Origin of the sequence: Phenylobacterium sp. (assembly GCF_036501465.1) — a bacterium.
GTDB lineage: Bacteria > Pseudomonadota > Alphaproteobacteria > Caulobacterales > Caulobacteraceae > Phenylobacterium.
This window is the reverse complement of the sequence record NZ_DASYAF010000162.1, coordinates 1-24803: the sequence shown is the minus strand read 5'-3', so window position 1 is coordinate 24803 and position 24803 is coordinate 1. Positions and strand designations below refer to the sequence as shown.

General features: G+C 69.3%; 27 protein-coding genes and 1 tRNA gene. 18 read left to right on the top strand and 10 right to left on the bottom strand.

Features of this window, described 5'->3' with window-relative positions:
* The 9 genes from gph (at position 1) to VGL85_RS19330 (ending at position 7783) form a co-directional block, all read left to right on the top strand.
* A complete protein-coding gene (gene gph / locus VGL85_RS19370; protein WP_331590652.1) occupies positions 1–702 on the top strand; it encodes a phosphoglycolate phosphatase in 702 nt (233 codons plus the stop codon).
* A gap of 36 nt (positions 703–738) precedes the next feature.
* Positions 739–813 (top strand) — tRNA-Val (locus tag VGL85_RS19365).
* A 96-nt stretch (positions 814–909) separates the two neighbouring features.
* Positions 910–2916, top strand: coding sequence for a redoxin domain-containing protein (locus VGL85_RS19360; protein ID WP_331590651.1), 2007 nt, complete (start codon positions 910–912; stop codon positions 2914–2916).
* A gap of 120 nt (positions 2917–3036) precedes the next feature.
* Entirely contained in the window at positions 3037–3693 is a 657-nt protein-coding gene (locus tag VGL85_RS19355; RefSeq protein ID WP_331590650.1) for an SCE4755 family polysaccharide monooxygenase-like protein, read from the top strand.
* Between the two features lie 149 nt (positions 3694–3842).
* Entirely contained in the window at positions 3843–5264 is a 1422-nt protein-coding gene (locus VGL85_RS19350; RefSeq protein WP_331590649.1) for an amidase, read from the top strand.
* The gene (locus VGL85_RS19345) at positions 5261–6430 is read left to right on the top strand and encodes a M23 family metallopeptidase (protein ID WP_331590648.1); all 1170 of its coding nucleotides are present in this window, start codon (positions 5261–5263) and stop codon (positions 6428–6430) included. The genes VGL85_RS19350 and VGL85_RS19345 overlap by 4 nt, the downstream gene beginning before the upstream one ends.
* Before the next feature lie 62 nt (positions 6431–6492).
* Entirely contained in the window at positions 6493–6963 is a 471-nt protein-coding gene (locus VGL85_RS19340) for a helix-turn-helix transcriptional regulator (protein WP_331590647.1), read from the top strand.
* A complete protein-coding gene (locus VGL85_RS19335; protein ID WP_331590646.1) occupies positions 6960–7364 on the top strand; it encodes a VOC family protein in 405 nt (134 codons plus the stop codon). The genes VGL85_RS19340 and VGL85_RS19335 overlap by 4 nt, the downstream gene beginning before the upstream one ends.
* Positions 7365–7390: 26 nt before the next feature.
* The gene (locus VGL85_RS19330) at positions 7391–7783 is read left to right on the top strand and encodes a DUF1801 domain-containing protein (protein ID WP_331590645.1); all 393 of its coding nucleotides are present in this window, start codon (positions 7391–7393) and stop codon (positions 7781–7783) included.
* Here the strand turns inward: VGL85_RS19330 and VGL85_RS19325 are convergent.
* Positions 7737–8342 carry a TetR/AcrR family transcriptional regulator gene (locus VGL85_RS19325; RefSeq protein WP_331590644.1) on the bottom strand — a complete coding sequence of 202 codons (606 nt, stop codon included), beginning with the start codon at positions 8340–8342 and terminating at the stop codon, positions 7737–7739. The genes VGL85_RS19330 and VGL85_RS19325 overlap by 47 nt on opposite strands.
* 102 nt (positions 8343–8444) lie before the next feature.
* On the opposite strand from VGL85_RS19325, the gene VGL85_RS19320 reads away from it, so the two are divergent.
* Positions 8445–9467, top strand: a complete 1023-nt coding sequence (locus VGL85_RS19320) for a saccharopine dehydrogenase family protein (RefSeq protein WP_331590643.1) — start codon at positions 8445–8447, stop codon at positions 9465–9467.
* A gap of 47 nt (positions 9468–9514) precedes the next feature.
* Here the strand turns inward: VGL85_RS19320 and VGL85_RS19315 are convergent, their stop codons facing one another.
* Entirely contained in the window at positions 9515–11698 is a 2184-nt protein-coding gene (locus tag VGL85_RS19315) for a PQQ-dependent dehydrogenase, methanol/ethanol family (protein ID WP_331590642.1), read from the bottom strand.
* 71 nt (positions 11699–11769) lie between these two features.
* Positions 11770–12228 (bottom strand): Lrp/AsnC family transcriptional regulator, encoded by a 459-nt coding sequence (locus VGL85_RS19310; protein WP_331590641.1) that lies wholly within the window; start codon positions 12226–12228, stop codon positions 11770–11772.
* An 83-nt stretch (positions 12229–12311) separates the two neighbouring features.
* On the opposite strand from VGL85_RS19310, the gene VGL85_RS19305 reads away from it, so the two are divergent.
* Complete coding sequence (locus tag VGL85_RS19305) at positions 12312–13364, top strand: pyridoxal-phosphate dependent enzyme (RefSeq protein WP_331590640.1); 1053 nt, start codon at positions 12312–12314, stop codon at positions 13362–13364.
* Positions 13361–14257, top strand: coding sequence for a CPBP family intramembrane glutamic endopeptidase (locus VGL85_RS19300; RefSeq protein ID WP_331590639.1), 897 nt, complete (start codon positions 13361–13363; stop codon positions 14255–14257). The genes VGL85_RS19305 and VGL85_RS19300 overlap by 4 nt, the downstream gene beginning before the upstream one ends.
* Here the strand turns inward: VGL85_RS19300 and VGL85_RS19295 are convergent.
* A complete protein-coding gene (locus VGL85_RS19295) occupies positions 14243–14890 on the bottom strand; it encodes a 2-hydroxychromene-2-carboxylate isomerase (RefSeq protein WP_331590638.1) in 648 nt (215 codons plus the stop codon). The genes VGL85_RS19300 and VGL85_RS19295 overlap by 15 nt on opposite strands.
* A 94-nt stretch (positions 14891–14984) precedes the next feature.
* On the opposite strand from VGL85_RS19295, the gene VGL85_RS19290 reads away from it, so the two are divergent.
* Positions 14985–16031 carry an MBL fold metallo-hydrolase gene (locus VGL85_RS19290; protein WP_331590637.1) on the top strand — a complete coding sequence of 349 codons (1047 nt, stop codon included), beginning with the start codon at positions 14985–14987 and terminating at the stop codon, positions 16029–16031.
* Here the strand turns inward: VGL85_RS19290 and VGL85_RS19285 are convergent.
* Together VGL85_RS19285 and VGL85_RS19280 are read right to left on the bottom strand one after the other, a co-directional pair.
* Entirely contained in the window at positions 16028–16576 is a 549-nt protein-coding gene (locus VGL85_RS19285) for a YdcF family protein (RefSeq protein ID WP_331590635.1), read from the bottom strand. The two genes, VGL85_RS19290 and VGL85_RS19285, sit on opposite strands and share 4 nt — an antisense overlap.
* A 33-nt stretch (positions 16577–16609) precedes the next feature.
* On the bottom strand, positions 16610–16921 hold the full coding sequence (locus VGL85_RS19280) for a hypothetical protein (RefSeq protein WP_331590634.1): 312 nt from the start codon (positions 16919–16921) through the stop codon (positions 16610–16612).
* Between the two features lie 283 nt (positions 16922–17204).
* Between VGL85_RS19280 and VGL85_RS19275 the strand changes: the two genes are divergently transcribed.
* From VGL85_RS19275 to VGL85_RS19260, 4 genes are read left to right on the top strand one after another with little or no spacing between them, the layout of a single operon-like run.
* On the top strand, positions 17205–18347 hold the full coding sequence (locus VGL85_RS19275; protein ID WP_331590633.1) for an ABC transporter permease: 1143 nt from the start codon (positions 17205–17207) through the stop codon (positions 18345–18347).
* A gap of 17 nt (positions 18348–18364) precedes the next feature.
* Complete coding sequence (locus VGL85_RS19270) at positions 18365–19180, top strand: ABC transporter ATP-binding protein (RefSeq protein ID WP_331590661.1); 816 nt, start codon at positions 18365–18367, stop codon at positions 19178–19180.
* A complete protein-coding gene (locus VGL85_RS19265) occupies positions 19180–20142 on the top strand; it encodes an MlaD family protein (protein ID WP_331590632.1) in 963 nt (320 codons plus the stop codon). The genes VGL85_RS19270 and VGL85_RS19265 overlap by 1 nt, the downstream gene beginning before the upstream one ends.
* Positions 20139–20771, top strand: a complete 633-nt coding sequence (locus VGL85_RS19260) for an ABC-type transport auxiliary lipoprotein family protein (protein WP_331590631.1) — start codon at positions 20139–20141, stop codon at positions 20769–20771. The genes VGL85_RS19265 and VGL85_RS19260 overlap by 4 nt, the downstream gene beginning before the upstream one ends.
* A 10-nt stretch (positions 20772–20781) precedes the next feature.
* Here VGL85_RS19260 and folD read toward each other — a convergent pair whose 3' ends face one another.
* Positions 20782–21675 carry a bifunctional methylenetetrahydrofolate dehydrogenase/methenyltetrahydrofolate cyclohydrolase FolD gene (gene folD / locus VGL85_RS19255; protein ID WP_331590630.1) on the bottom strand — a complete coding sequence of 298 codons (894 nt, stop codon included), beginning with the start codon at positions 21673–21675 and terminating at the stop codon, positions 20782–20784.
* Between the two features lie 87 nt (positions 21676–21762).
* On the opposite strand from folD, the gene VGL85_RS19250 reads away from it, so the two are divergent.
* A complete protein-coding gene (locus VGL85_RS19250; protein WP_331590629.1) occupies positions 21763–22254 on the top strand; it encodes a low affinity iron permease family protein in 492 nt (163 codons plus the stop codon).
* Here VGL85_RS19250 and VGL85_RS19245 read toward each other — a convergent pair.
* From VGL85_RS19245 to VGL85_RS19235, 3 genes are read right to left on the bottom strand one after another with little or no spacing between them, the layout of a single operon-like run.
* A complete protein-coding gene (locus VGL85_RS19245; protein WP_331590628.1) occupies positions 22251–22715 on the bottom strand; it encodes an NUDIX domain-containing protein in 465 nt (154 codons plus the stop codon). The two genes, VGL85_RS19250 and VGL85_RS19245, sit on opposite strands and share 4 nt — an antisense overlap.
* Positions 22716–22728: 13 nt before the next feature.
* On the bottom strand, positions 22729–23763 hold the full coding sequence (locus VGL85_RS19240; protein WP_331590627.1) for a S1/P1 Nuclease: 1035 nt from the start codon (positions 23761–23763) through the stop codon (positions 22729–22731).
* Positions 23764–23815: 52 nt separating this feature from the next.
* The gene (locus VGL85_RS19235) at positions 23816–24400 is read right to left on the bottom strand and encodes a glutathione S-transferase family protein (protein WP_331590626.1); all 585 of its coding nucleotides are present in this window, start codon (positions 24398–24400) and stop codon (positions 23816–23818) included.
* Positions 24401–24803 lie beyond the last annotated feature (403 nt).

Below are 24803 nucleotides of genomic sequence, written 5' to 3'. Positions count from 1 at the left end.
ATGGCGGCGCCCTCCACTGTCTTGGGGGGCGCGGTCATCGCCTTCGACCTGGACGGCACCCTGGTCGACACCGCGCCGGACCTGGTCGGCACGCTGAACGTCATCCTGGCGGAGGAGGGCCTGCAGCCGCTCGGCCTGGAGCACGCCCGCGACCTGATCGGCCACGGCGCGCGCCGGCTGATCGAGCGCGGCTTCCAGGCCGCCGGCGAGCCGCTGGCGGCCGAGCGGATGGCCGGCCTGTTCGACCGTTTCATCGCCCGCTACAGTGCCCACATCGCCGACGAGAGCCAGCCGTTTCCGGGGTGCGTCGCGGCCCTGGAGGCGCTGCGGGCCCAAGGCGCGCGCCTGGCGGTCTGCACGAACAAGCCGACGGCGCTGTCGAACGCCCTGCTGCGGGCGTTGGACATGGACCGGCTGTTCGACGCCGTCGTCGGCCCCGACGCCGCCCCGGCTGCCAAGCCCGACCCGCGCCACCTGGAGGCGGCCGTCGCCGCCGCCGGCGGCGCCCTGCCCCGCGCACTGATGGTGGGCGATGCGGCCACCGACGCGGGCGCGGCGCGGGCGGCGAAGGTCGGCCTGATCCTGGTCAGCTTCGGCTATACCGAGACGCCTGCGGCCGAGCTTCACCCTGACGTCCTGATCGACCACTACGACCAGCTGCCGGGGGCCTGCCTGCAACTGCTCACCGCTTGCGAGCCGTAAAGGCCCACGCTATACGCCCACCTCCTCGCGGATAGCGGATGCGTAGCTCAGCGGGAGAGCACCTCGTTCACACCGAGGGGGTCACAGGTTCAATCCCTGTCGCATCCACCATCGCCCGGGGCTTCCGCGCATTTCCGAGCTTCGCTGACCACCGACTCCCGAACTATGTTATCCTGGTTGGAACGAACCAGGCTGGGAGAGCTGGGGATGAAGGCTGTTCTGGGCGCCGCGGCTGTGAGCGCCATCGTCATCGCAACGGTCGGGGCCGCTTCGGCGTCCAAGGGCGACGCCTCGTCCGTGACGCCGGACCGGGTGGGCGACTTCCAGCTCACCGACACGACGCGGGTCGCGCATAAGCTGTCCTACTACCAGTACGCGCCGGCCATCGTGCTGATGTCGCAGAAGGACGGCTCGCCGCTGTCGCGGGCGGCCGCTGCGGAGCTCGCCAAGCTGCAGGCCGCCTACAAGGACAAGGGCGTCCTGTTCTACATGATCAACCCCGCCGACACCCGCGAGGCGGCGGCGGCCGAGGCGGCGTCGAACAAATTCGCCGTGCCGGTGCTGATGGACGACCTGCAGCTGGTCGGCGAGCAGATGAACATACGCCGCGAGGGCGAGGTCTTCGTGCTGGACCCGAGGGCCGACTTCAAGGTCGCCTACCACGGCCCGCTGGACGACCGCTTCAACCGGGCGAGCCCCGACATCAACGCCAGGCCCGCGACCGCCTACGCCGCCCAGGCGATCGACGCGGTGCTGGCCCGCCAGCCGGTGGCCAACCCCCGCGTCGAGATGAAGGCCGGACAGGCGCTCGCCTTCCCCGAACGCAAGCCGGTCGCGGCCTACGAAGAGATCTCCTATTCGAAGACCGTCGCCCCGATCCTGCAGAAGAAGTGCGTGAGCTGTCACCAGAAGGGCGGCATCGGCCCGTTCCAGATGAACAGCTATGAGATCGTCAAAGGCTTCGCGCCGATGATGCGCGAGACGGTGATGACCCGGCGCATGCCGCCGTTCTTCGCCGACCCGCATGTGGGCAAGTGGTCGAACGACACCTCGCTGACGCCGGAAGAGACCCGGACCCTGGTCCACTGGATCGAGGCCGGCGCGCCGCGCGGGACGGGTGAGGACATCCTGAAGACCCAGGCCGGCGAGGCGCCGGAATGGCCCACGGCGCTCGGCAAGCCGGACGTGGTCGTCCAGCTACCGTCCTTCAACGTGCCGGCCAGCGGCGTCATTGAGTACCAGCACATGGTGGTCGACAACCCGTTCAAGGGCGACGCCTGGCTGCGCGCGGTGGCCTTCAAACCGGGTGCGCGCCCGGTGCTGCACCACATCACCTCGGGCTACATGGCCGACAAGTCGCTGCCGCCGGCCGACCTGCCGGGCAGCTCGGTAGGCTCTTACGTGCCGGGCGCGGGCGTCCAGCTCTACAACGAAGGCACCGGCGCGCCGGTGCCGGCCGGCGGCAAGCTCAGCTTCTCGATGCACTACACCACCAACGGCCGGCCGATGACCGATGCGACCCAGATCGGCTATTACCTCTTGAAGACGCCGCCGGAGATCATCCGGCGCGCGGCGGTGATCTCCAATCCGATCATGCGCATTCCGGCCGGCGATCCGCGCCACGCGGAAGTCGCCTACCTCGAATTCCCGGCGGACGCCCTGCTCTACAGCGTCCACCCGCACGCCCACTACCGCGGCTATGCGGTCGAGCTGACTGAGATCACGCCCGACGGCAAGGAGACGCCGATCCTGTCGGTGCCGAAGTACGACTTCAACTGGCAGCTCGACTACGACCTGGCCCAGCCGCTGCTGGTCAAGAAGGGCACGAAGCTGCGGGTGAAGTGGATCTACGACAACTCCATGCACAATCCGGCCAACCCCGACCCGAAGCTCAACGTCACCTGGGGCGAGCAGACCTGGAACGAGATGATGTACTTCCGGGTCAACTACCGCTGGGTGGACGAGACCAGCCATCACGTCCGCAACGACCTGCAGGCCAAGCTGATGGAATCCCGGATCATCGGCTTCCTGGACGACAATGCGGACGGCAAGCTGCAGATCACCGAGCTGCGGGGGCCCTACGCGGCGCTCAAGAGCCGGTTCGCGGAGCTCGACCTGAACCACGACGGCGGCCTCGACCTGCATGAGCTGGCCGTGGCCAACCTCACGCGCGGCGTGGCCAAGCGGCTGGCGGAAACCGACATCGAGCAGTAGGCCGGCAGCTTCCGTCCCGCGCTCCTATCGATTTCCAGCGTATAGTACCGCTGTGAAATTCCACGCCTGAGTGATCAATGATAGGTGACGCAGGCGTCACGAAATCAGGGGAGTCGCCACATGAAGCTTCGCATCGCGCTGGCCTGCGCCGCCGGCCTTTTCGCCCTCACCGCGCCGGCCATGGTCTCGGCCCACTTCATCCTGGAAACGCCGAAGGGTTGGATCCAGGAAGACCCCCGGTTGGGCGACCCGCAGAAGCTGGGCCCCTGCGGCGGCACCAGCGCCAATCCCGGCACGCCCACAAATGCGGTCACCGAGGTCGCCGGCGGCGAGCTGCTGCGGGTGAAGGTCAAGGAGACCGTCTACCACCCCGGCTTCTTCCGCATCGCGCTGGCGGTGAAGGACCGCTCGGAGCTGCCGGCCGACCCCGAGGACACGACCAAGGACGTGAACGGCAAGCCGTGGTCGGACAAGGGCAAGGTCGACCCGAACCCGAAGCCGCCGGTGCTGGTGGACGGCCTGTGGGACCACCACACCCGCGTGCCGGGCCAGGAGTTCGACACCTATGTCAAAATCCCCAACATCAACTGCGACCACTGCTCGCTGCAGGTGATCCAGTTCATGGAGAACCATCCGGTCAATCCGGACGGCCGCTTCACCTATCACCACTGCGCCGACCTGAAGATCACCGCCAACCCGAGAATCCCCATCGACACGGCTTGGCCGGGCCAGAAAGCGGCGAAGGGCAAGAAGGCGCCCGCGAAGAAGAAGAGCTGATCCCCGCTCCGCTCGTCCCAGCGAAAGCCGGGATCCAAGTGGTGTCTCCGCCGAACCCTGGGTTCATGCAATCCAAGCGATTCAGCTTGGGTCCCGGCTTTCGCCGGGACAGCCGGAAAGGCTAGGTTCTCCCGTCACGGGAGATGAGCATGGCGGAGCGCGAAATCTGGCGGTGGTCGGCGGCGGAGACGGCGCGGGCGATCGCTGAGCGGAAGGTCAGCGCCGAAGAGGTCACGGCCGCCTGCCTGGCGCGCAAGGCGCAGGCGAACCCGGCGCTGAACGCCGTGGTCGTCGACCTGTCCGACCAGGCGCTGGCCGCCGCCCGCGCCGCCGATGCGGCCCAGGCCGCCGGTGCGACGCTCGGCCCGCTGCACGGCGTGCCGGTGACGGTGAAGATCAACGTCGATACGGCGGGCCAGGCCAATTCGAACGGTGTGGTGGGGTTGGCGAACCTGATCGCGCCGTCGGACTCGCCGGTGACGGCCAATTTCCGCAAGGCCGGCGCGATCGTCGTGGGCCTAACCAACACGCCGGAGTTCTCGCTCAGGGCCTTCACCAGCAACGCCCTGCACGGCCTGACCAAAAACCCGTGGGACCCGGAGATCACCTGCGGCGGCTCGTCAGGCGGGGCGGCGTCTTCCATCGCCGCCGGGATCGGCTGCATCGCCCACGGCAACGACATCGGCGGCTCGCTGCGCTGGCCCGCCGCCTGCTGCGGCGTGGCGACGGTCAAGCCGACGCTCGGGCGCACGCCGGCCTACAACGAATCCGCCGCCAGCGAGCGGCCGCCGATGGCCCAGCTGATGAGCGTCCAGGGTCCGATCGCCCGCGAGGTGGCTGACGTGCGCCTGGGGCTGGCCGCTTTAGCGCAGCGCGACCCGCGCGACCCCTGGTGGGTCCCAGCCCCGCTGGAAGGCCCGCCGCCGCCCCGGCCGATCAGGGTCGCGCTGGCCAAGCTGCCCGACGACCTGGAGGCCGATGCGGAGGTGATGGGCCTGGTGCGCCGGGCAGCCGACCACCTGGCCGACGCCGGCTATGCGGTCAGCGAGGTCGAGGTCCCCGACGTCACCGGGACCTGGCAGCTGTGGAGCGACCTGATCTCCACCGAGATCGTCACCGTCCAGCTCGAGGCCATGAAGGCGCTGGGCAGCTCCGATACCCTGGGGGCGATCACCGGCCTCCTCGGCATGGCGAACATCTTCGACCATGCAGGCTACATCCAGGCCATGGCCTTCCGGGCGCGGAGGCTGCGCGAGTGGCTGCTGATGCTGGAGGACTATCCGGTGATCCTGGCGCCGGTCTCGGTGCAGCCGACGCCGGCCTTCGACGCCGACCTGAAGGGCGATGCGGCGGTCTACCGGTTCTTCCACAACGACCTGCGGTTCGTGGGCGCGATCAGCGTGCTGGGCCTGCCGGTGGCGACCACGCCCGCCGGGCTGACCGCCAAGGGCCATCCGGTCGGGGTGCAGCTGATCGCCAGCCGCTATCGCGAGGACCTGGCGCTGGACGCCGCCGCCGCCATCGAGGCGAAGGTGGGCGTGCTGGCCAGGACGTTGTGGGCGCGGTCATGAGAAACGCTTCACCCCTGGCCCGGGTCGCCGCCCTCGCCCTGCTCGCCGTCTGTCTGTCGGCGGCGGCGCGGCCGCCACGCCCGGCGATGCCCGCGGATGTGACCTTTCCCGCCAACGCCATCTCCCCGCTTGACGCACGGGTGATGACGCAGCCTCAGCCTGTCCCGGCGAACGGCAAACGGCATCTGGTCTATGAACTGCGCCTCGCCAATTTCGAACGCCGCGCGGTGACGCTGCAGGGCCTCGACGTGATCGCCGCGGACAAGCCGCAACGGGTCCTGGCGCACCTGACGGCGGCCGAATTGAAGGGCATGACGCTGCGTCGCGGCTCCAAATCCGCCGACGACGTCCTGGACATTCCCGGCGGCGGGACGGCCCTCGTCTATCTCTGGCTGACCTTGGACCGCGCCGCGCCGGTTCCTGCGGCGCTGGCCCACCGACTGACGGTGCAGGAACAGGGCGAGCCGAGGCCGGAAATCTTCACCGCGCCCGGCCCGGTCGTGGACCGCCGCCCACCGGTCGTCATCGATCCGCCGCTGCGGGGCGGCCGATGGGGCGCCTTCAACGGCCCTTCGAACACCTCGAACCATCGCCGCAGCTTCATCATGGTCGATGGGCGCGAGACGATCGCACAGCGGTTCGCGACGGACTGGGGCAAGATCGACTCGAACGGCGACATGTTCCATGGCGACGAGCACGTCAACGCCAACTACCCGGGCTATGGCGTTCCGATCTACGCCGTCGCCGACGGGATCGTCACCACGGTGCGCGCCGACCTGCCAGAGAACACGCCCCCGGACGGTCCCAAGAGTTTCAAGACCGCCAACGACTTCGCCGGCAACATGATCTCCGAACGGATCGGCCCGAAGCTCTTCGCGCTCTACGGCCACATGCAAGGCGCCTCTATCCACCTGAAGCCCGGCGACAAGGTCCGCCGCGGCCAGGTGATCGGCCGCCTTGGCAACTCCGGAAATTCGAGCGGGCCGCACCTGCACTTCCACATCTGCGACAGCAACTCGGCCCTGGGCTGCGAGGGTCTGCCTTTCGTTTTCCGCCGCTACGCAGTCGACGGCCACGCGGGAGACGCCGGCATCAGCATCGAACCGGCGGTCATCCACCGCATAGAGATTCCGCTGGAGGGCGATGTGGTCAGGTTCGAACCCTAGCCATGGGACCAAGGCCCGCAAGCCCGCCGCGACAGGACCGCCCCGGCCAGGATCTGCGGCTGTTGCGCCGCCTGCTGCGCGCCAAGGACCGGATGGACGCCGCCAGCCACGAGGCCTGGCCGGTGGAGCGGCTGGCGGAGGTGAGCGGGGTTTCCCAAGCCCACTTCGCGCGCTCGTTCAAAGAGGCGTTCGGCGTCCCGCCGCACCGCTACCTGCTGACCCGACGGCTGGAGCGGGCCAAGGCGCTGTTGCGCGACACCGATACGCCGATCATCGAGATCGCCCTGGAGACCGGTTGGAACAGCCTGGGCACCTTCGGCCGGGTGTTCCGCGACGTGCTGGGCGAGAGCCCCAGCGAACTGCGCGCCCGCGAGCAGGCGGCGATCCATGCGCTCGAACAGGCGCCGCACTGCTTCGTCGCCGCCGCCTATCGTCCCGATCTCAGAAACGCAGTTTCGGAGAAGCGGCGGCAGGAAGCCGGCCCTATGAACAGCGCCGAAGACGCAACGCCAAACAGCAAGAGGGTCCCATGACACAGGGTGTCGGAGTTGTTGGTCTCTATGTCCGCGATCAGGACGAGGCCGTTGATTTCTATGTCGGCAAGCTCGGGTTCAAGATCCACACCGACGCCAAGAACGGCGACTACCGCTGGCTGACCGTACAGCATCCCGACCAGCCGTCGTTCCAGCTTGGCCTGTTCAAGCCGCAGCCGCCGACCATGGACGCGACGACCGCCCAGGCCGTCGAAGAGGTGGTGGCCAAGGGCGCCATGCCGCCGCTGGTGCTGGTGGTGGACGATTGCCGCGCCGCCTACGGCGCCCTGGCCGCCAAGGGCGTGGAGTTCACCCAGGAGCCCATGGACCGCTATGGCGCCGTGGACGCCAGCTTCCGCGATCCGTCGGGCAACGGCTGGAAGATGATCCAGGGGCGATGAGTGGACGGACGCAGGAGCTGAGAACCATGGAAAAGACCGCGACGGCCACGGGCCTTTCCCCGTCCAAGCTGATCGACGGGCGGATCGCCGACCTGGGCGACTGGCGCGGCGAGACCCTGGCCAAGGTCCGCGCCCTGATCAAGCAGGCGGTCCCCGACGTGGTCGAGGAATGGAAGTGGCGCGGCGTGCCGACCTGGTACGCGAACGGCGGCATCATCTGCACGGGCGAGACCTATAAGGCGGTGGTCAAAACCACCTTCGCCAAGGGCGCGCAACTCCCCGACCCCAAGGGCCTGTTCAACTCCAGCCTGGAGGGCAATGTGCGGCGCGCCATCGACTTCACCGAGGGTGACAAGATCGACGAGGCGGCCTTCACGGCGCTGGTGAAGGCCGCGGCGGAGGCGAACCGCAAGCGCTGACCAGCGCGTGCGCCATCCGCGTCAAGACCGCCGGGGCGTCGTCGCCGGCCAGGACCTGGGCGGAGACGAAGGCGCCGTTGACCATCACCGAAAGCTGGGCGGCGAGGCCGTCAGGATCGGCGACCGCCAGCCGCTCGGCGATACCGCGCAGGCGGCGGCGCAATTCCAGCTTGTGCGCGCGCGCCACGACCCGGGCCGGGTGACCTTCGTCGGGGAACTCCGCGGCGACGTTGAGCTGCGGGCAGCCGCGATAGCGGGGCCGGCCGACCCGCTCGCCGATCCAGGCCAGATGGGCCTCCAGCTCGGCCGCCGCATTGCCGGCGTGAGCCGCGGCCACGCGGTCCCAGACCGCCCAGAAGTCCTCATCCTCCCGCGTCAGGAAGGCGGCGATGAGGTCGTCCTTGGTGCGGAAATGACGATAGAGGCTGGTCTTGGCGACGCCGGCCGCCGCGATGATCAGATCGACGCCGACTGCGCGAACGCCCTGGCGATAGAAGAGGTCCGAGGCGGTCTCGAGGATGCGGTCGCGCACCTCGACCGGGCCTGACTGTTCGCTCATCCGCCATGCTCCTCGAACGGCCACCATAGCAGGTGCGGGTTTGACTAGATACAGAAAGGTCTGTAGCTATTCAAACAGACAGGTCTGTATCGTGAGGGATCAATGGGAAATCCAGCTTCGAAGGCAGGCGTCCCCCGGCCGACGATCGCGGTCTATGGCGGCGCCGGGCATACGGGCCGCTTCGTGGTCCGGGAGCTGTCGCAGCGGGGCTTCCCGGCCATCGCCATCGGCCGCGACGCGGACAGGCTGGCGGCGGCGGACCTTCCCTCAGGCGTCCGGCGCGCGGTCGCCGGGCTGGACGATCCCGGCGCGCTCGACCGCACGCTGCGTGGCGCCTCGGCGCTGATCAACTGCGCCGGGCCGTTCCTCGACACCGCGGAGCCGCTGATCGAGGCGGCGCTGCGGGCTGGCGTCCCCTACCTCGACGTGACGGCCGAACAGGCGAGCGCCCAGGCGGCCTTCGACCGCTATGGCGCAGCCGCCGAGGCCGCCGGCGTGGCGATCGTCCCGGCCATGGGCTTCTATGGCGGCCTCGGCGACCTCCTGGTCACGGCGGCCCTGGGCGACTGGCCCCGCGCTGACGAGGCGCGCATCGCCATCGCCCTCGACAGCTGGAAGCCGACCGAGGGCACGCGCGCAACGGGACGGCGCAACACCGCGCGCCGGCTGACGATCTCGGATGGCCGGCTGCAGCCCCTCGCCGATCCGGCCCCGCACGCCGTCTGGCCCTTCGCCGCGCCGTTCGGCGACCAGGACGTCGTCGAGCTGCCGTTCACCGAGACGATCCTGATCGGCCGCCACCTGCAGGTACGCGAACTGCGCGCCTACCTGGCGACCGCCCCACTCGCCGATCTGCGCGACCCGAAGACGCCGCCGCCAGCGCCCGCCGACACCTCCGGCCGCTCCGCCCAGACCTTCCGCGTCGAGGTGGAAGTCCGCCAGGGCGGCCAGATCCGCCGGGCGGCGGCGCAGGGCCGCGACATCTACGCCGTCACCGGACCCCTGGTGGCGGAGGCCGCCGAGCGGGTGCTGCGCCGCGATGGTCCCGGCGGGGTGTTCGCGCCGGGGGCGCTGTTCGACGCCCGCGACTTCCTGGCGGCGCTCGCGCCCGATCTTGGGGCGTGACTGGCTTCGCCAAGGTGTCATACCGGCCGCCGCCTATCTGAGGCCGCCTATTTCGCCGCGTTCTGCGCCGCCTTGGCCTTGTTCGCCTGGCTGACGATGTAGTGGTAGATCGCCTCGGCTTGGCCCTCGGCGAGCACGGTCTTGAAGCTGACCATGCCCTTGCTGGCGCGCTCGCCGTCGATGACGATGGCGTTCCAGTTCCGCAGGTTCCGCAGCGCCGGCGAATAGCGCAGGTCGGGGATCGACTTGTCGGCGACGCCCCCCGCGCCATGGCAGCCGGAGCAGTAGCGGCCATAGGCGCCCTCCCCGTCGATCACCTGCTCGTTGGTGCCGGTGAGCAGGGGCGGATCCAGCACCTTGCCCGGCAGGGCGCCGGCGATCGGCGTCTGGGGCAGCGTCTCGCTGGCGTTCAGCTTGAAGACCAGCAGGCGCGAGTTGTTGGCGCTGGAGGGGCTGGTGCGGGCCTGGCCCGGCGGCAGGCCTCGGGCGCCGACCAGCAGCGCCACGTACTGTTCCCCGTCGATGACGTAGGTGGAGGGCGCGGCGACGACGTCGGCCTGGGTGGGCGCCGACCATACCTTCTCGCCGGTCCTGGCGTCGAAGGCGTTGAAATGGCCGCTCCAGTCGCCGGAGAACACCAGGTTGGAGGCCGTGGTCATGGCGCCGTGCGCGCCGTAATCTTTGTCGGGCGCCTTCCAGACGATCTTCTGCGTCGCCGGGTCGTAGGCCTCCAGATAGCTGCGGATATTCCCCCGCTGCGGCGCGCCGGGCTTGCCGTAGAGCTCGGTGATCTTGTCGGAGAAGGAGACCGTGGCAGTGTTGTAGACCCGGTCCTTCACCGCGAAGGTCTTGGGATCGGCGCTCTGGAAGCCGGTCGAGCTCTCGGTGACCGGGATGTAGACCAGGCCGGTCTTGGGGCTATAGGCCATCGGGTGCCAGTTGTGGGCGCCCAGCGGCGCGGGCTGGACGATGGCGGCCTTGGTGTCGGTATAGCGGACCTCGGGGTTCTCCACCGGGCGGCCCGTCGCAAGGTCGATCTTCGAGGCCCAGTTCAGCGGCGCGAACTTGTCGGCGCTGATCAGCTTCCCGGTCGCCGCGTCCCAGACATAGAAGAAGCCGGTCTTGGGCGCCTGCATCAGGACGTGGCGGACCTGGCCCTTGATCTTGATGTCCGCGGTCATCAGCGGGTTGGTGACGTCGTAGTCCCACTCGTCGCCGGGGACCTCCTGGAAGTGCCAGGCGTATTTGCCCGTCGAGGCGTGGACGGCGATGATCGAGGAGACGAACAGGTTGTCGCCGCCCTTCGGGCTGCGGACCTCCTGGCTCCAGGAAAGGCCGTTGCCGGTGCCGAAGTACACAAGGTCGGTCTTGGGATCGTAGAGGATGGTGTCCCAGGCCGTGGCGCCGCCGCCGTACTTCCAGAAATCGCCGTCCCAGCCGGCCAGGGCCTTCTTGAGCTCCGGGGTGTTGGTGGGATCGCCCGGCTTGCCGGGCACGGTATAGAAGCGCCACTTCAGCTTGCCGCTCGCCGCGTCATAGGCCGAGACATAGCCACGGCAGGTGTATTCGGCGCCGGCGTTGCCGACGATCACCATGCCCTTCACGATCCGTGGGACCTGGGTGATGGTGTAGGGCTGCTTGGGGTCGGTGGTCTGCACCGACCAGTCGACCTTGCCGGTCTTGGCGTCGAGCGCGATCAGCCGGCCGTCCAGCGCGCCCAGATAGATCTTGCCTTTCCAGGCTGCGACCCCGCGATTGACCACATCGCAGCAGGCGACAGCGCCGTTCGACGGATCGACCTTGGGGTCGTAGGCCCACAGCTTCTGGCCGGTCTTGGCGTCGTAGGCGAAGACCTTGGACCAGGCGGTGGTGAAGTAGAGCACGCCATCGACCACGACCGGCGTCGATTCCTGGCCGCGCTCGGTGTCCACGTCGGCGTACCAGGCCAGGCCCAGCTTGCCGACATTGGCCTTGTTGATGCCGGTGAGCGGGCTGTAGCGCTGCTCGGAATAGGTGCGTCCGGTCGCCATCCAGGTCCCGGGCTCGCTGTCGGCGGCCAGCAGGCGGGCGCTGTCGACGGCGGCGGCGCCCTTGGGGTGGCTGGCGGCAGGCTTGGAGGCCGGCGCCTTGCTGGCGGTCGTCTGGGCCAGGGCCGGGCCCATGGCCAGCGACAGCACGGCCGCGGTGGTCACCAGGCGGCGGGTCCAGGTCGAAGACTCGGTACGGTTCATTTCGTTTCGCTCCCCTTGGGGAGCTTTGTCCCATCCGTCGACGGACCAGACAAGGGTCCGAAACGCCTCGCCTAGCCGGCGCCGGGGATCAGTTCGCGCAGCGAGAGCAGGGTCTCGAACTTGCCGATGTTGGGATCGGACAGGAAGACCTCGCGGGAGAAGGCCTCATACTCCGCCAGGTCAACGAGGTTGAGCACCAGGACGAAGTCGACGGCGCCGGTGACGTACCAGCTGTTGACCACCTGCGGCCGCTCGCGCAGTCGCGCCTTGAAGGCCTCGATCTGCGCCAGGCCCTCGCGCACCATATTGACCAGGACGATGGCGGTGAGCGGCCGCCCGAGGCTCGCGGGGCGCACGACCGAGACGTCGGCGGCGATCACGCCGGTGGCGCGCATCTGCCGAAGCCGGCGCAGAACGGCGCTTTCGGAGAGCCCCACCTGTTCGGCCAGGATGCGGGCCGGCGTCAGGTTGTTGCGCCGGACGCGGTCCAGCAGGGCGAGGTCAAAGGCATCCAAGGCGGAATTCGGCACGACATCATCTCTGGCGGCGGAAACCGCCGTATCAGTAGCGGAAAAAGACGCCCGCCGTCGACCGGTTCGGCTAGCCTTGGCCCATGACGAGCGCGGCTTCCGAATTCCCCGACCTGTTCCGGGCGCTTTGGCCGGAGCACGGGGCGACGCCGCTCCTGACGCTGCCGGCTCTGGCCGAACACTGCGGCGTCGGCTGGATCGGGGTGAAGGACGAGAGCGCCCGCCCGCTCGGCAACTTCAAGTCGCTGGGCGGCGCCTGTGGTGTGCTGACCGCGTTGGCCCGGGCGACTTCGAGCCCGAGCCTGGCCGCCTTGCTCGCCGCCGACCGGTCGAGCGGACCCCTGCCCAGATTGATCTGCGCCAGCGATGGCAACCACGGCCTGGGCGTGGCCGCGGCCGCCGAGCGGGTGGGCGCGCCGGCGCGGATCTACCTGCACGCAGGCGTGCCGGAGGCCCGCGTGCGGCGCATCCGGGCGCGGGGCGCCGAGGTGGTCTTCACGCCAGGGACCTACGACGACGCGGTCGAGGCGGCCGTGGCCGCGGCTGCGACCGGCGCGGGCCTGCTGGTCCCCGACACCTCGGACGATCCCGCCAACCCGGTCGTGGCCGGGGTGATGGCGGGCTATGACCTGATCGCCGAGGAACTTGCGGCGCAATTGGGGGACGCCGCGCCGACACATCTTTTCGTCCAGGCCGGCGTTGGCGGCCTGGCCGCGGCCCTGGCCGAGGGGCTGAGCCGCCGGCTCGAGCGGGCGCCGAAGATCGTGGCGGTCGAGCCCGAGAGCGCGGCCTGCGTCGCCGCGGCGCTGGCGTCAGGCGGGTTGCCACAGTTGGAGGGCGATCTGCTGACGGCGGCCGAGATGCTGTCGTGCGGCCGGGCCTCGGCGCCGGCGCTTGCCGTGCTGCGCGATCGCGGCGCGCTCGCCATCGGCGTGGACGAGGCGACCCTGATCGCCGCGCCTGCGCAACTGGCGGCCCATGGCGGCCCGGCGACGACGCCCTCCGGCGCGGCGGGGCTGGCGGGCCTCGTCCGCGCCCTGCCCGGTTCGGATCGCGCCCAGGCCCTGGGCGTCGAGGCGCAAAGCCGGGTGCTGCTGATCGTCACCGAGGGGCCCATCCCGGAGACCGACCAATGACCAAGCTTCCAGCGAAACTCAGCGCGGCCCTGGGGCTCCTGTGGCGACTGGCGCTCTATGCCGCGATCCTGGTCGGCGCCGTTATCGGGTTTTCCCGGGGCCTCAGTTTTTTGCTGCACCACCTGGGCGTCCGCTTCAGCCATCCGCCGGGCGTGCGCGCGGTGGAGCAACTGATCCTGTCCCAGCTGGTCGTCCTGGTGGCGGCCGGCCTGGCGACGCTGGTCCTGAGCCTGACCGACCGGGGCGAGGCGCCGCGGCTACTGCCGCGTCGTCCCGGCTCCGCGCCGCACTTCGCCCAGGGACTTTTCTGGGGCGTGCTCGGCGTCGGGGTCACGGTGGGCGGCATCGCAGCGCTCGGCAGCTATCGCGTCCATGCCGTGACACTTTCCGGCGCCGGCCTGGTCTATTTCGCCGCCTCGTGGATCGTCGCATCGGCGATCAACGGCATGGCCGAGAACCTCGCGGTCCTGGGCTATCCGTTCCTGCGCACGGCCAGGGTGACGGGCCCGGTCCCGGCGATCTTGCTGGTCGGCGTGCTGTTCGCCGCCGCCCATCTGGGCAATCCGGGCGAGAACCCCTTGGGCCTGGCGTCGGTCTTCCTGATCGCCGTCCTGCTGGCCGTGACGATCTGGCTGACCGGCGACCTCTGGCTGTCGGTGGGCATCCACGCGGGCGCGGTCTTCGCCGAGGACTTCCTGTTCTCGGTCCCCGACAGCGGCATGACCTATACCGGCCACCTGCTCGACAGCCAGTTCGTCGGACCGGTCTGGCTGACCGGCGGCGCCGACGGCCCGGAAGGCAGCCTTGTCGCCTTCCCGGTTTTCGCCGGCCTGCTGGTCCTGCTGTGGCGGCTCTATCGCAAGTCGCGCGCGGACGCCTCAGCGCCGCCCTAGCCCCTGCTGCTCCATCCGCCACTTGAGCTGGTCGACGCGATCCTGGCCGAAGAAGGCCTCGCCGTTGAACACCATCATCGGCACGCCCCAGTGGCCGGCGGCGCGCTGGGCGACCTGGTTTTCCTCGACGATGGCGACATAGCGATCCGGGTCGGCGGCGACGGCGTCGTCCAGTTCGGCGAGGTCCAGGCCGGCGCGCGCGGCGGCGCGGGCCAGGTGGTCGCCCTCGTGCCAGCCGTCAGTCTCGCCGCTCCAGATCGTGTGGCTGACCTCCTTGAGAAACGGCAGGCCGCGGCCGCGCTCCGCCGCCGCGACGCCCAGGTGGGTCAGGCGATGGATCCAGGGTTGCTGCATCCGATAGCCTTCTTCCGGCGACCGCTGAACCGGATCGGGCCTGGGCCAGCGGAACGGCATCTGGCGGAAGGCCGCCTCGCGGAAGATGTCGACCATGAAGTAGCGCACCCAGAGCGGGTCCTGCTGCTCGAAGAACTCCGGCGTGCGCACCGCCAGGGGATAGACGGGCCGCACCTTGCAGGTCACATCGTGATCTCGCTCCAGCGTCGCGAGCCTCGGCGTCACCAGGTAGGAATAGGGTGAGCGGAACGACCAGTAGAGGTCGTAGCTGAGCGTCATCGTCTTCCCTTTCCCCGCCGCCCCGATCCGTGGGGACTGGATATAGTGACACTATGTATGCCATAATCTAGCACACATCGCGCGAGGGAACAGCATGGACTGGCGGAAGATCGGGGTGACGGCGGGCCTGCTGGCGGCGGGTGTGCTTGCCCTATCCGGGATAGGCCCCGCGGCGGCCCAGGGCCTGATCCCGGCGGCGCCGGCGGCGACCTACGACGGGCTGAAGGTGGTGATGTGCGGCACCTCCGGGCCCCTGCCCGTGCGTGACCGGGCCAAGGCCTGCGTGGCCATCCAGGCCGGCGGCGACCTCTACCTCGTCGACGTGGGGCCGGAGTCCACCGAGAACCTGCAGGCCTGGCGCATGCCGGTGGCGGAAGCCAAGGCGGTGTTCCTGACCCACCTGCATTCCGACCACATCGGCGAGGTGGGTGAGTTCAACATGCAGAGCTGGGTGGCCGGCCGCCCGGCCCCGCTGGTGCTGGTTGGCCCGCCGGGGACCGAGCACGTGGCCGCCGGCTTCAACGAGGCCTATTCCCAAGACCACGTCTTCCGCAACGCCCACCACGAGCACGGTGCGGTGAAGCTGCCGATCGCCGCCGGCCTGTTGAAGCCGCAGGTGGTGCAGCCGCCGGCCGCCGGGACCGCGGTGGTCTGGCGCAAGGACGGGCTCACGGTCACCGCCATCGTCGTGCATCACAACCCGGTGACGCCGGCCTACGCCTATCGTTTCGACTACAAGGGCCGCGCGGTGGTGGTGAGCGGCGACACCATCAAGTGGCCGCCGCTGGCGATCGCGTCCAAGGGCGCCGACGTCCTGATCCACGAGGCGCAGAACGCCGCCATGACCGCCCAGATGGTCCAAGGCCTAAAGCTGCTGGGCAATCCGCGGATGGCCTCGGTGATGGCCGACACGGTGAGCTACCACACCACCCCGGTCGAGGCCGCCGACATCGCCCGCGCCGCGGGGGTGAAGCGGCTGGTGCTCTATCACCTGACCCAGGCGGGCCTGCCGTTCTACAATCCCGAAGCCTTCACCAGGGGCATGAACGACGGCGGGCCGTTGGACTGGCGGCTGTCGAAGGACGGCATGACCATCGAGCTGCCGGCGATGAGCCCCGAGATCCGCTTCGGGCAGTTCTAGCGGCTGAGGCGCCGGAAACGGCGCAGGCGAGCGAGCACGATCGCCGTGTCATAGGGCAAGGCGAGCGCCTCGCGCAGATGCATCTTCACCCAGTAGCGCCGCCGCGTGCCGGAGGGACCGCGCTCGAGCGGCCCGGCCTCGGCATGGATCCCCAGCAGCGCCAGCAGCAGGCGGCAACGCGGCTGATGATAGCTGTCGGTGCAGACGACGCAGCCGTCCAGCCCTTGGCGGCGGACGAACCGCGCGGCGGCCACCACGCTTTGCAGGGTATCGAGGCTGGCCTCGTCCAGCACGATACGGGCGGGATCGACCCCGCCGGCGACCAGCCGGTCGCGCATGATCGAGGCCTCCGACGGCGGGACCGCGCCCAACCCGCCGGAGCAGAACACCGCCGCATCGGGCCACGCGGCGGCGGCTCGCGCGCCATATCGGATCCGGCGGCTGAGCGAGGGCGAAGGCCGCCCGTCCGCCATCACCGCGGCGCCAAAGATCACGATGGCCGGGTGCTGCATGGCGCGAGCATAGCCGCGCCCGCGAACATTCACCCCTCCCTCTCGGCTTCGCTGGTGGAGAGGAGATCAGAGGTTCATCGGCGGGACGTGCTGCTGGACGAGGTCGGTGCGCTCGGCCTCGCGCACGGCGCGGGTGACGTTCAGCCGGGTCAGCATGCGCGCATCGCGGTAGGTCTCGCGCGCCTTGTCCAGTTCCTTGCGCCAGGTCTGGTTGGCCAGGTTGTCGGTCTCGCCGGCGAAGACCACCGTGGCCCCGTCCTTGGTCACCCTGGCGATGACGTAGTTGGCCCCGGCCGGCGGCAGGAAACGCTCCTCCTCCATGGCCGTGTATCGATAGCGGGCGCCGGACTTGCCGGCGAATTCATATTGGCGACTCAACGCTACGCTCCACCCTGAATAGCCTGGCGCCGGCCCCTCTGCCGACCCATCTGCAATGCTGGAATGCGGCCTTGGCCAAATCTGGGCTGAGCTTGGCCATGAGGTTCCGAAGCACCTGCGGCGTCGAAAAAGGCGGATTGACGGCGGACTAGCGGAACAACCTCAACTGTAAGACGTTCGGGCCTAGCACGGCCTCTGCTAGGGTCCCGGGCGGTTTAGGGACGGCGTGACTCGAAATGCGATCCGTCCACTGTCGATCGGACACCGGAGCCAGCGACTAAAGGTGGAGACCCAGGCCGATTTCAGCGTACGCGAGGTGGGCGCCAAGGACGGGGGCGAGCGGCCCACGGTCGCGCTCAGCGGCGACTGGACCGCGCCCAGCCTGGGCGATGCGCCGGCGCGACTGGCCCAGACCCTGCGCTCGCGCGGCGCCACCCCGATCGACATGCGCCGCGTGCGCCGGCTGGACACCGCCGGCGCCTACGCCCTGATCCGCGCGGTGGGCGGCCAGTTCGACCCCAAGGCGATCCGCGCGCGGCCGGAAAGCGTGCGGCTGCTGGAGCTGGTGGGCGCGGCTGTCCACGTGAAGCCGGTCACCCAGCGCGCGCCGCGCGGCTTCCACGAGATGACCGTGCGCCTGGGCAAGGGCGTGGTGAACATCGGCTACGAGTGGATCGACACCCTGGCCTTCCTTGGCCACCTCCTGGTGGCGATCGCCCGGGCGGCGGTCTACCTGGTGACCAACCCCAAACGCATCCGCTGGGCGGCGATCTTCTCCCTGGCCGAGCGCGCCGGGCTGGACGCCATCCCGATCGTGGCGGTGACCTCGTTCTTCATCGGCGCGGTGGTGGGCCTCTTGGGCGCCAACATGCTGAGCCAGTTCGGGGCGCAGGTGTTCGCCGTGGAGCTGATCGGCATCGCGGTGCTGCGCGAGTTCAACATCATCATCACCGCCGTGCTGCTGGCCGGCCGCTCGGCCTCGGCGTTCGCCGCCGAACTCGGGGCGATGAAGATGAACCAGGAGATCGACGCCATGCAGGTGATGGGCGTCGACCCGTTCGAGGCCCTGGTGCTGCCCAGGTTCATAGCCCTGCTGGCGATCATCCCGCTGCTGACTTTCGTGGCCACACTGGCCGGGCTGTTCGGCGGCCTGGTGGTGGTCTGGACGGCCCTGGACCTAGGCCCGACCTTCTTCCTGCAGCGGATCGTCGACAACGTGGGCGCGGTTCACTTCTGGGTGGGCATGTCCAAGGCGCCGGTGATGGCCGCGGTGATCGCCGGCATCGGCTGCCGCCAGGGCCTTGAGGTCGGTGGCGACGTGGAATCCCTGGGCCGCCGGGTGACGGCCGCGGTGGTGCACGCCATCTTCGCGATCATCATGATCGACGCGGCCTTCGCGCTGCTGTTCATGAAGCTGAACCTGTGACCGAAGCCGCCGCCCCCATCGTCAACGAGGACGACCTCAGCGACGACGAACTGCTGGACAATGACGGTCCGGCCGTGGAGGTGCGCGGCCTGGTCTCCGCGTTCGGCGACAACCTGGTCCACGACGGCCTGGATATCACCGCCCAGCGGGGCGAGGTGCTGGGCGTGGTCGGGGGCTCCGGCGCCGGCAAGTCGGTGCTGCTGAACACCATCATCGGCCTGCGCATCCCCCAGGCCGGGACCGTCAAGGTGTTCGGCCAGGACATCGAGCGGGCCTCGCGCCGGCGCTGGAGCGCGATTGAGCGCAAATGGGGCGTGCTGTTCCAGCAGGGCGCGCTGTTCTCCAACCTGACGGTCCGCGACAACGTCGCCGCCCCGATGTTCGAGCACACCAGCCTGGGGAAGAAAGAGGTCTACGAGCTTTCCGACCTGAAGATCGCCCTGGTGGGCCTGCCGCCCAACGCCGGCGACCTGAAGCCCTCGGAGCTGTCGGGCGGCATGAGGAAACGTGTGGGCCTGGCGCGCGCGCTGGCCCTGGACCCGGAGCTGCTGTTCCTCGACGAGCCCACCGCCGGCCTCGACCCGATCAGCGCCGCGGCCTTCGATGAGCTGATCAAGGACCTCTCCGACAGCCTGGACCTGACGGTGTTCATGATCACCCACGATCTCGACACCCTCTACGAGATCACCGACCGCGTGGCGGTGATCGCCGACAGGAAGGTGGTCGCCACCGCGCCCGTGCGGGAGCTGGAGCATGCCAACCACCCCTGGATCCGCGAGTATTTCCTGGGGCCCCGCGGCCGGGCCGCGGCTAAGGTGAAGACGGAAGCCTGATGGAAAAGAACGCCAACTACGCCCTGGTGGGCCTCTCCTCGCTGATCCTGTTCGTGGGATTGGTGATCTTCGTCGTCTGGCTGGCGCGGGTGTCGTTCTCCCAGGAGTACGACCTCTACGACATCGTCTTCGACGGGCCGGTGCGGGGCCTGAACCAGGGCGGCGAAGTCCACTTCAACGGCATCAAGGTGGGCGAGGTCACCAAGATCGCTCTCGACCGCACCAACCCCAGCCGGGTGATCGCCCGCGCCCGGGTCACCTCCGACGTACCGATCCGCATCGACAGCTACGCCACCCTGGAACCGCAGGGCATCACCGGGGTGAACTATGTGCAGATCACCGCCGGCACGCCATCCAAGCCGCTGTTGAAGGACGTGCAGAAGGCCAAGTGCCAGTCCCTCGGCTTGAACGCCTGCATCCCGATCCTGAAGAGCCAGAGGAGCGCGCTCAGCGACCTGCTGGAAGGCGGCGGCACGGTGCTGACCCGCACCATCGAGGCGCTGGACCGCGTCAACCGGGTGCTCTCCGACAAGAACATCCAGAGCTTCTCCGCCACCCTGGCCGACGCCCAGGCGGTGGGTGACGAGCTGAAGGAGAAGAAGGCGATCGTCGATGACGCCCAGAAACTGATCCAGGACCTGGATCAGGCCACCCGCCACGCCGACGGCATCCTGACGGACGCCCAGGGTGCGTTCGACAGCGACGGCAAGCGCAGCCTGAAGAACATCGCCGACGCCGCCGACGAGGCGAAGAAGGCGGCGACCTCGCTGCGGGTCATGGTCGACAAGCTGCAGGGCCCGACCAGCGACTTCGCCAACAACGGCCTGCCGCAGATCACCTCAGCGCTGTTCGAGCTGCAGCGCGCCGCCCAGTCGCTGGAGCGGCTGGTCAACGAGATCCAGAAGAGCCCGACAGGCGCGCTCGGAAAGGCTCCGGCCGAGGAAGTGAAGGTGAAGCCATGACCAGGAACGCCTCTTGGGCCCCTCTGCGCCTGGCCACGCTCGGCCTCACCGCGCTCGCGCTCAGCGGCTGCATCTCGCTGCTGCCGAAGACCAAGCCGGCCCAGCTCTACAGCTTCGCCCCGGCCCCGGCGGCGAAGGTGGCCGCCCCGGCGCCCGGCGGGGTGGCGGTGTTCCGCTCGAACGGCCAATTCCAGGAAGAGGCCTCCGACGACAGAATCCTCACGGTGATCGGCGGCAAGGCGGCCTATATCGCTGACACCCGTTGGGTCGCTCCGGCCGAGACCCTGTTCAACGAGGCGGTGGCCAACGCCTTCGACGCCAGCCCCATCCGCCTGATCGCCCGCGGCCAGCAGGGGCGATTCGGCTATGCGCTGAGGATCGACGTGAGGAGTTTCGAGGCCCGCTACGACCACGGCGCCAAGGCCCCGCCCACGGTGGTGGTGCACATCCACGCCGCCCTGACCAAGGCCGACCAGACCGGCGTCGGCGAGCAGGACTTCGAGGCGTCGGCGCCGGCGTCGGACAACCGCGTCACCGCCATTGTGGCCGCCTTCCGCAAGGCCACCGACGAGGCGATCGGCAAGCTGGTGACCTGGACCGAGGCGAACGCGACCCAGCCGACGGCCTGAGGGCGAGGGCCTAAGCCAAACCCGCCTGCATCCGGGCGGCCTTGACGGTGTTCTGCAGCAGGACCGCCACGGTCATCAGGCCGACGCCGCCGGGGACCGGCGTGATCCAGCCGGCCACCTCGCTCGCCTCCTTGAAGGCGACGTCGCCCACCACCTTGGTGCGGCCCTCGGCGGCCTTCACCGGATCGTCGAACGGCACGCGGTTGATGCCGACGTCGATCACCGCCGCGCCAGGCTTGATCCAGTCGCCGCGGATCATCCGCGGGCGGCCCACCGCGGCGACCAGGATGTCGGCCTCGCGGCAGACGCCCGGCAGGTCGGCGGTGCGCGAATGGGCGATGGTCACGGTGCAGTCGGCCTGCAGCAGGAGCTGGGCGATCGGGCGGCCCACCAGCACCGAGCGGCCCACCACCACCGCGCGCTTGCCGGCCAGGGAGCCCATGGTCTCGCGCAGCATGATCATGCAGCCCATGGGCGTGCAGGGCACCAGCGCCGGCAGGCCATTGGCCAGGCGCCCGGCGTTGGCCACGGTCAGGCCGTCGACGTCCTTGTCCGGGGTGAGCATGGCCAGCACCGGCTTCTCGTCCAAAGGCTTGGGCAGCGGCAACTGGACCAGGATGCCGTGGATCAGGGGATCGACGTTCAGCTCGGCGACCAGCCGTTCCAGTTCCGCCTGGGTGGTGTCCTCGGGCAGCCGGTGGGTCACCGAATGCATGCCCGCCGCCAGCGACTGCTCGCCCTTGGAGCGGACATAGATCTGGCTGGCCGGATCGTCGCCCACCAGCACCACCGCCAGGCCCGGCTGCAGGCCGTGGTTGGCCTTCAGTTCAGCCACCTCGGCGGCCACCTCGGCGCGAACGCGCTCGGCATAGACCTTGCCGTCGATCAGCTGGGCTTGCGCCATGGAATCCTCCGGAACTGGGCCTCGCACTAGCCGTTCAGGCCAAGCCAAGCAAATGGGCTTCGCAAACCCGGAGGGGCGGCCGCCCACATGGACAAGGCTTCAAGAGCGTTCACCGCCATGGCGGGCGCGGTTTCCACCTGGACGGGACGGCCCAGCGCCTTCCTGCTGTGCTGCCTGATCGTGATCGTCTGGGCGGCGACCGGGCCGATGGCCCACTACTCCGATACCTGGCAGCTGATCATCAACACCGGCACCACCATCGTGACCTTCCTGATGGTGTTCCTGATCCAGAACACCCAGAACCGCGACAACGCCGCCATCCAGGCCAAGCTGGACGAGCTGATCCTCACCTCCAAGGCGCGCAACGAGTTCATCGGCATCGAGCACCTGACCGACACGGAGATCGGCGAGATGCTGGAGCTTTGCGAAAAGCATCGGCCGGACGATGTGAAACGCGTGCGCGCCGCCGCCACCGCGGGGGAAAAACGCGAGATGCGCACGGCGCAGCGCAAAGCGGCTCGCGCCGCGGCCAAGCCGCTGACCAAATCGGAGAAGGCGGCGGCCAGGACCTCGGCCTAGCGGCCCGTCCGGCGATCCCGGCGCAGCCAGAGCGCCATGGCCCAGGCGTGCGACGGGCGGGTGAGCGCCGCCAGGGCCTCGTGCGGCGTCATCCATTCCAGGGCGTGATCGGGCTCGATCTTCAGCTGCGGGGCCTCGGCGATCACCCGGCCCTCGAAGAACCGGCCGCGGGTGTTGTGGGTCTCGCCGTCCTGGTTGACGAAGAAGTGGTCGGCGCGGCCGAGCGCGGCCCCGACCTCGACCGCCAGGCCGGCCTCCTCGCCGCATTCCCGCGCGGCGGCCTGCTCGGCCATCTCGCCCGGATCGATCCCGCCGCCCGGCAGGTCGACCCGGAAGCCGCCGCCCGGGAGGCTGACCCGCACCACCGCGATCATCCCGTCCCGCTCGATCGCCACGAAGGCCGCCGGCCGGTCTGGATAGGATCGCCCAGGCTGCGGCTCGCCGAACTGCGGGACGTTCATCGCGCCACGTCCGTCAGTCGATGCCGTAGAGCGCCGGATAGGGATCGGACTTGCCGGCCAGGACGTCGGCCACCGAGATCGCCGGCTTGTAGCCGAGGGATTCCGTGGCGCTGAGCTTCCAGGCCTCGGCGATCATGTCGCGCAGCTCCGAGGCGCCGACCGCGATCAGCTGGGCGGCGAAGGCCGGCCCGCGCGGATCGCCCGAGGCCATGCCGCCGGCCTTCTCCAACTGGTAGAGGGGGATCACCTGGGTTCCGGTGGCCGCAAGATAGTCGGCGATGCGCTTCTGGATCGCGCAATGGCAGTCCTTGGGCGGCGCCATCTTGGCCTGCACCATGGGTTCGGTGACGCTGGCCAGGACCATGTCGCTCTCGAAGGGCGCGTGGATGCGCGCGGTGGTGAAGCCCTGCGGGTTGGGGAAGTCGCCCCAGCCGTTGAAATGGACCGTCATGTGCAGCGGCTGGCTGCCGTCGCCCACGAAGTGGGAGAGCATGCCGATGGTCTGGAGGATCTGCGCCTCGCGCCGGCGGCGGTCGTTGGCGAAGAAGGTCTTGTGGACGCTCCAGGCGGGGTTCTTCTCCGCAGCGTCGAGCACACGCCAGTAGGCGAAGTCGCGGGCCAGCTTCTGATAGTTCTCCAGGATCGAGTACGGCAGGTAGCCGGACTTCCAGCTGTTCTGGTTCACCGCCCGAAGCTGGGTCTCGAATTCGGCGCGCGTGTTGGGCAGGCCGGCCAGGGTCGGGCCGCCCAGCACCGTGCCGTCGTCGCTGAGGTCGAGGAAGTGGCCGGGGTCGAGGTCGTTGTCATAGGTGCGGCCGGCGCCCTTGACCCGGTCCGGCTCGCGGCTGAACTCGCCCACATCCAGCGCCGCCTGGGGCGTGTGCAGGAAGCCCGGCAGATCCGCCGGCAGGGCGCGCATGGCCAGCTCGCCTACGAACCGGTGGCCTGTGGATCCCCAGGCGAGGACAGTGGCGGGGGCCAGCGCCGTGGCGAAGGCGGCGGCGAGGGCCAGGGCGGCGCCGGCGGCGCGAACGGAAGGGCGTTTCATGCCCCCGGTTTGTCGGCTCCGGCGGCGGAAGGCAAGCCGCGCGTTGGGGGATTCAGTCGGCGATCCTGAGGGCCTGTTCGACGCGGGCGATCCAGGCCCGCACCCGGGGATAGCCGGCCAGGTCGAAGCCGCCCTCATGCGCCCAGCGGGTGTAGGCGACCAGGGCCACATCGGCGAGCGTGACGGCCCCGCCCACCAGGAAGGGCGAGGCCGCCAGGCCATCCTCCAACCGCTGAAGGGCGGCCTTACCTCGTTCGACGATCCTGGGCTCCAGGTCCCTCACCGGCTTGCCCAGATAGCGCACCTGGAACCGGGCGACGGCGATGTAGGGCTCGTGGCTGTACTGCTCCCAGAACAGCCACTCGAGCATCTTGGCCCGGTCGTAGGCGTCGGGTGGAATCAGGGCCGAGCCTTCGGCCAGGTGCAGGATGATGGCGTTGGACTGGGCGAGCGGGCGTCCGTCGTCGAGGATCACCGCCGGCACCTGGCCGGCCGGATTCATCGCCAGGAAGGCCTCGGTCCGCGATTCCCCCTTGAGGATATCGGTCTCGATCCACTCGTAGGAACGGCCCAGGAAGTCCGCCGTCCACTTCACCTTCAGGCAATTTCCGGAAATCGAGTCCCCATAAATTCTCATCCGCCGCCCTCCCACGCCCTGGGCCTGGATGTGCCAATTTCCTTAAGGTTTGCAAGCCATGCTGTCTCGCAACGTGAGTTAGGAAATCTAACAAGGCAGCGCGCCGCAGCCCTCAGGGGTTGCCCCGGAAGGCTCCCGCGGGTACGACTCCCGCACACCAGATCAACGACGAAGGAGCCGCCGTCTTGCGACGTCGCCTCGCCGCACTGGCCGCAATTCCTCTCCTCGCTATCGGGTCGAACGCGCACGCCGCGAACAGCGATCCCGTGGGCGACCTGATTATGTCGGTGGTCACCGGCACGCTTCCGACCGGCCCGGTCTTCAACCTCAAGGCGACGCTCTATCACGCGGGAGTCCGCGGGGTGGGCGCGCTGGATTCGCTGGGCTGCAAGGTCGTGGCCAT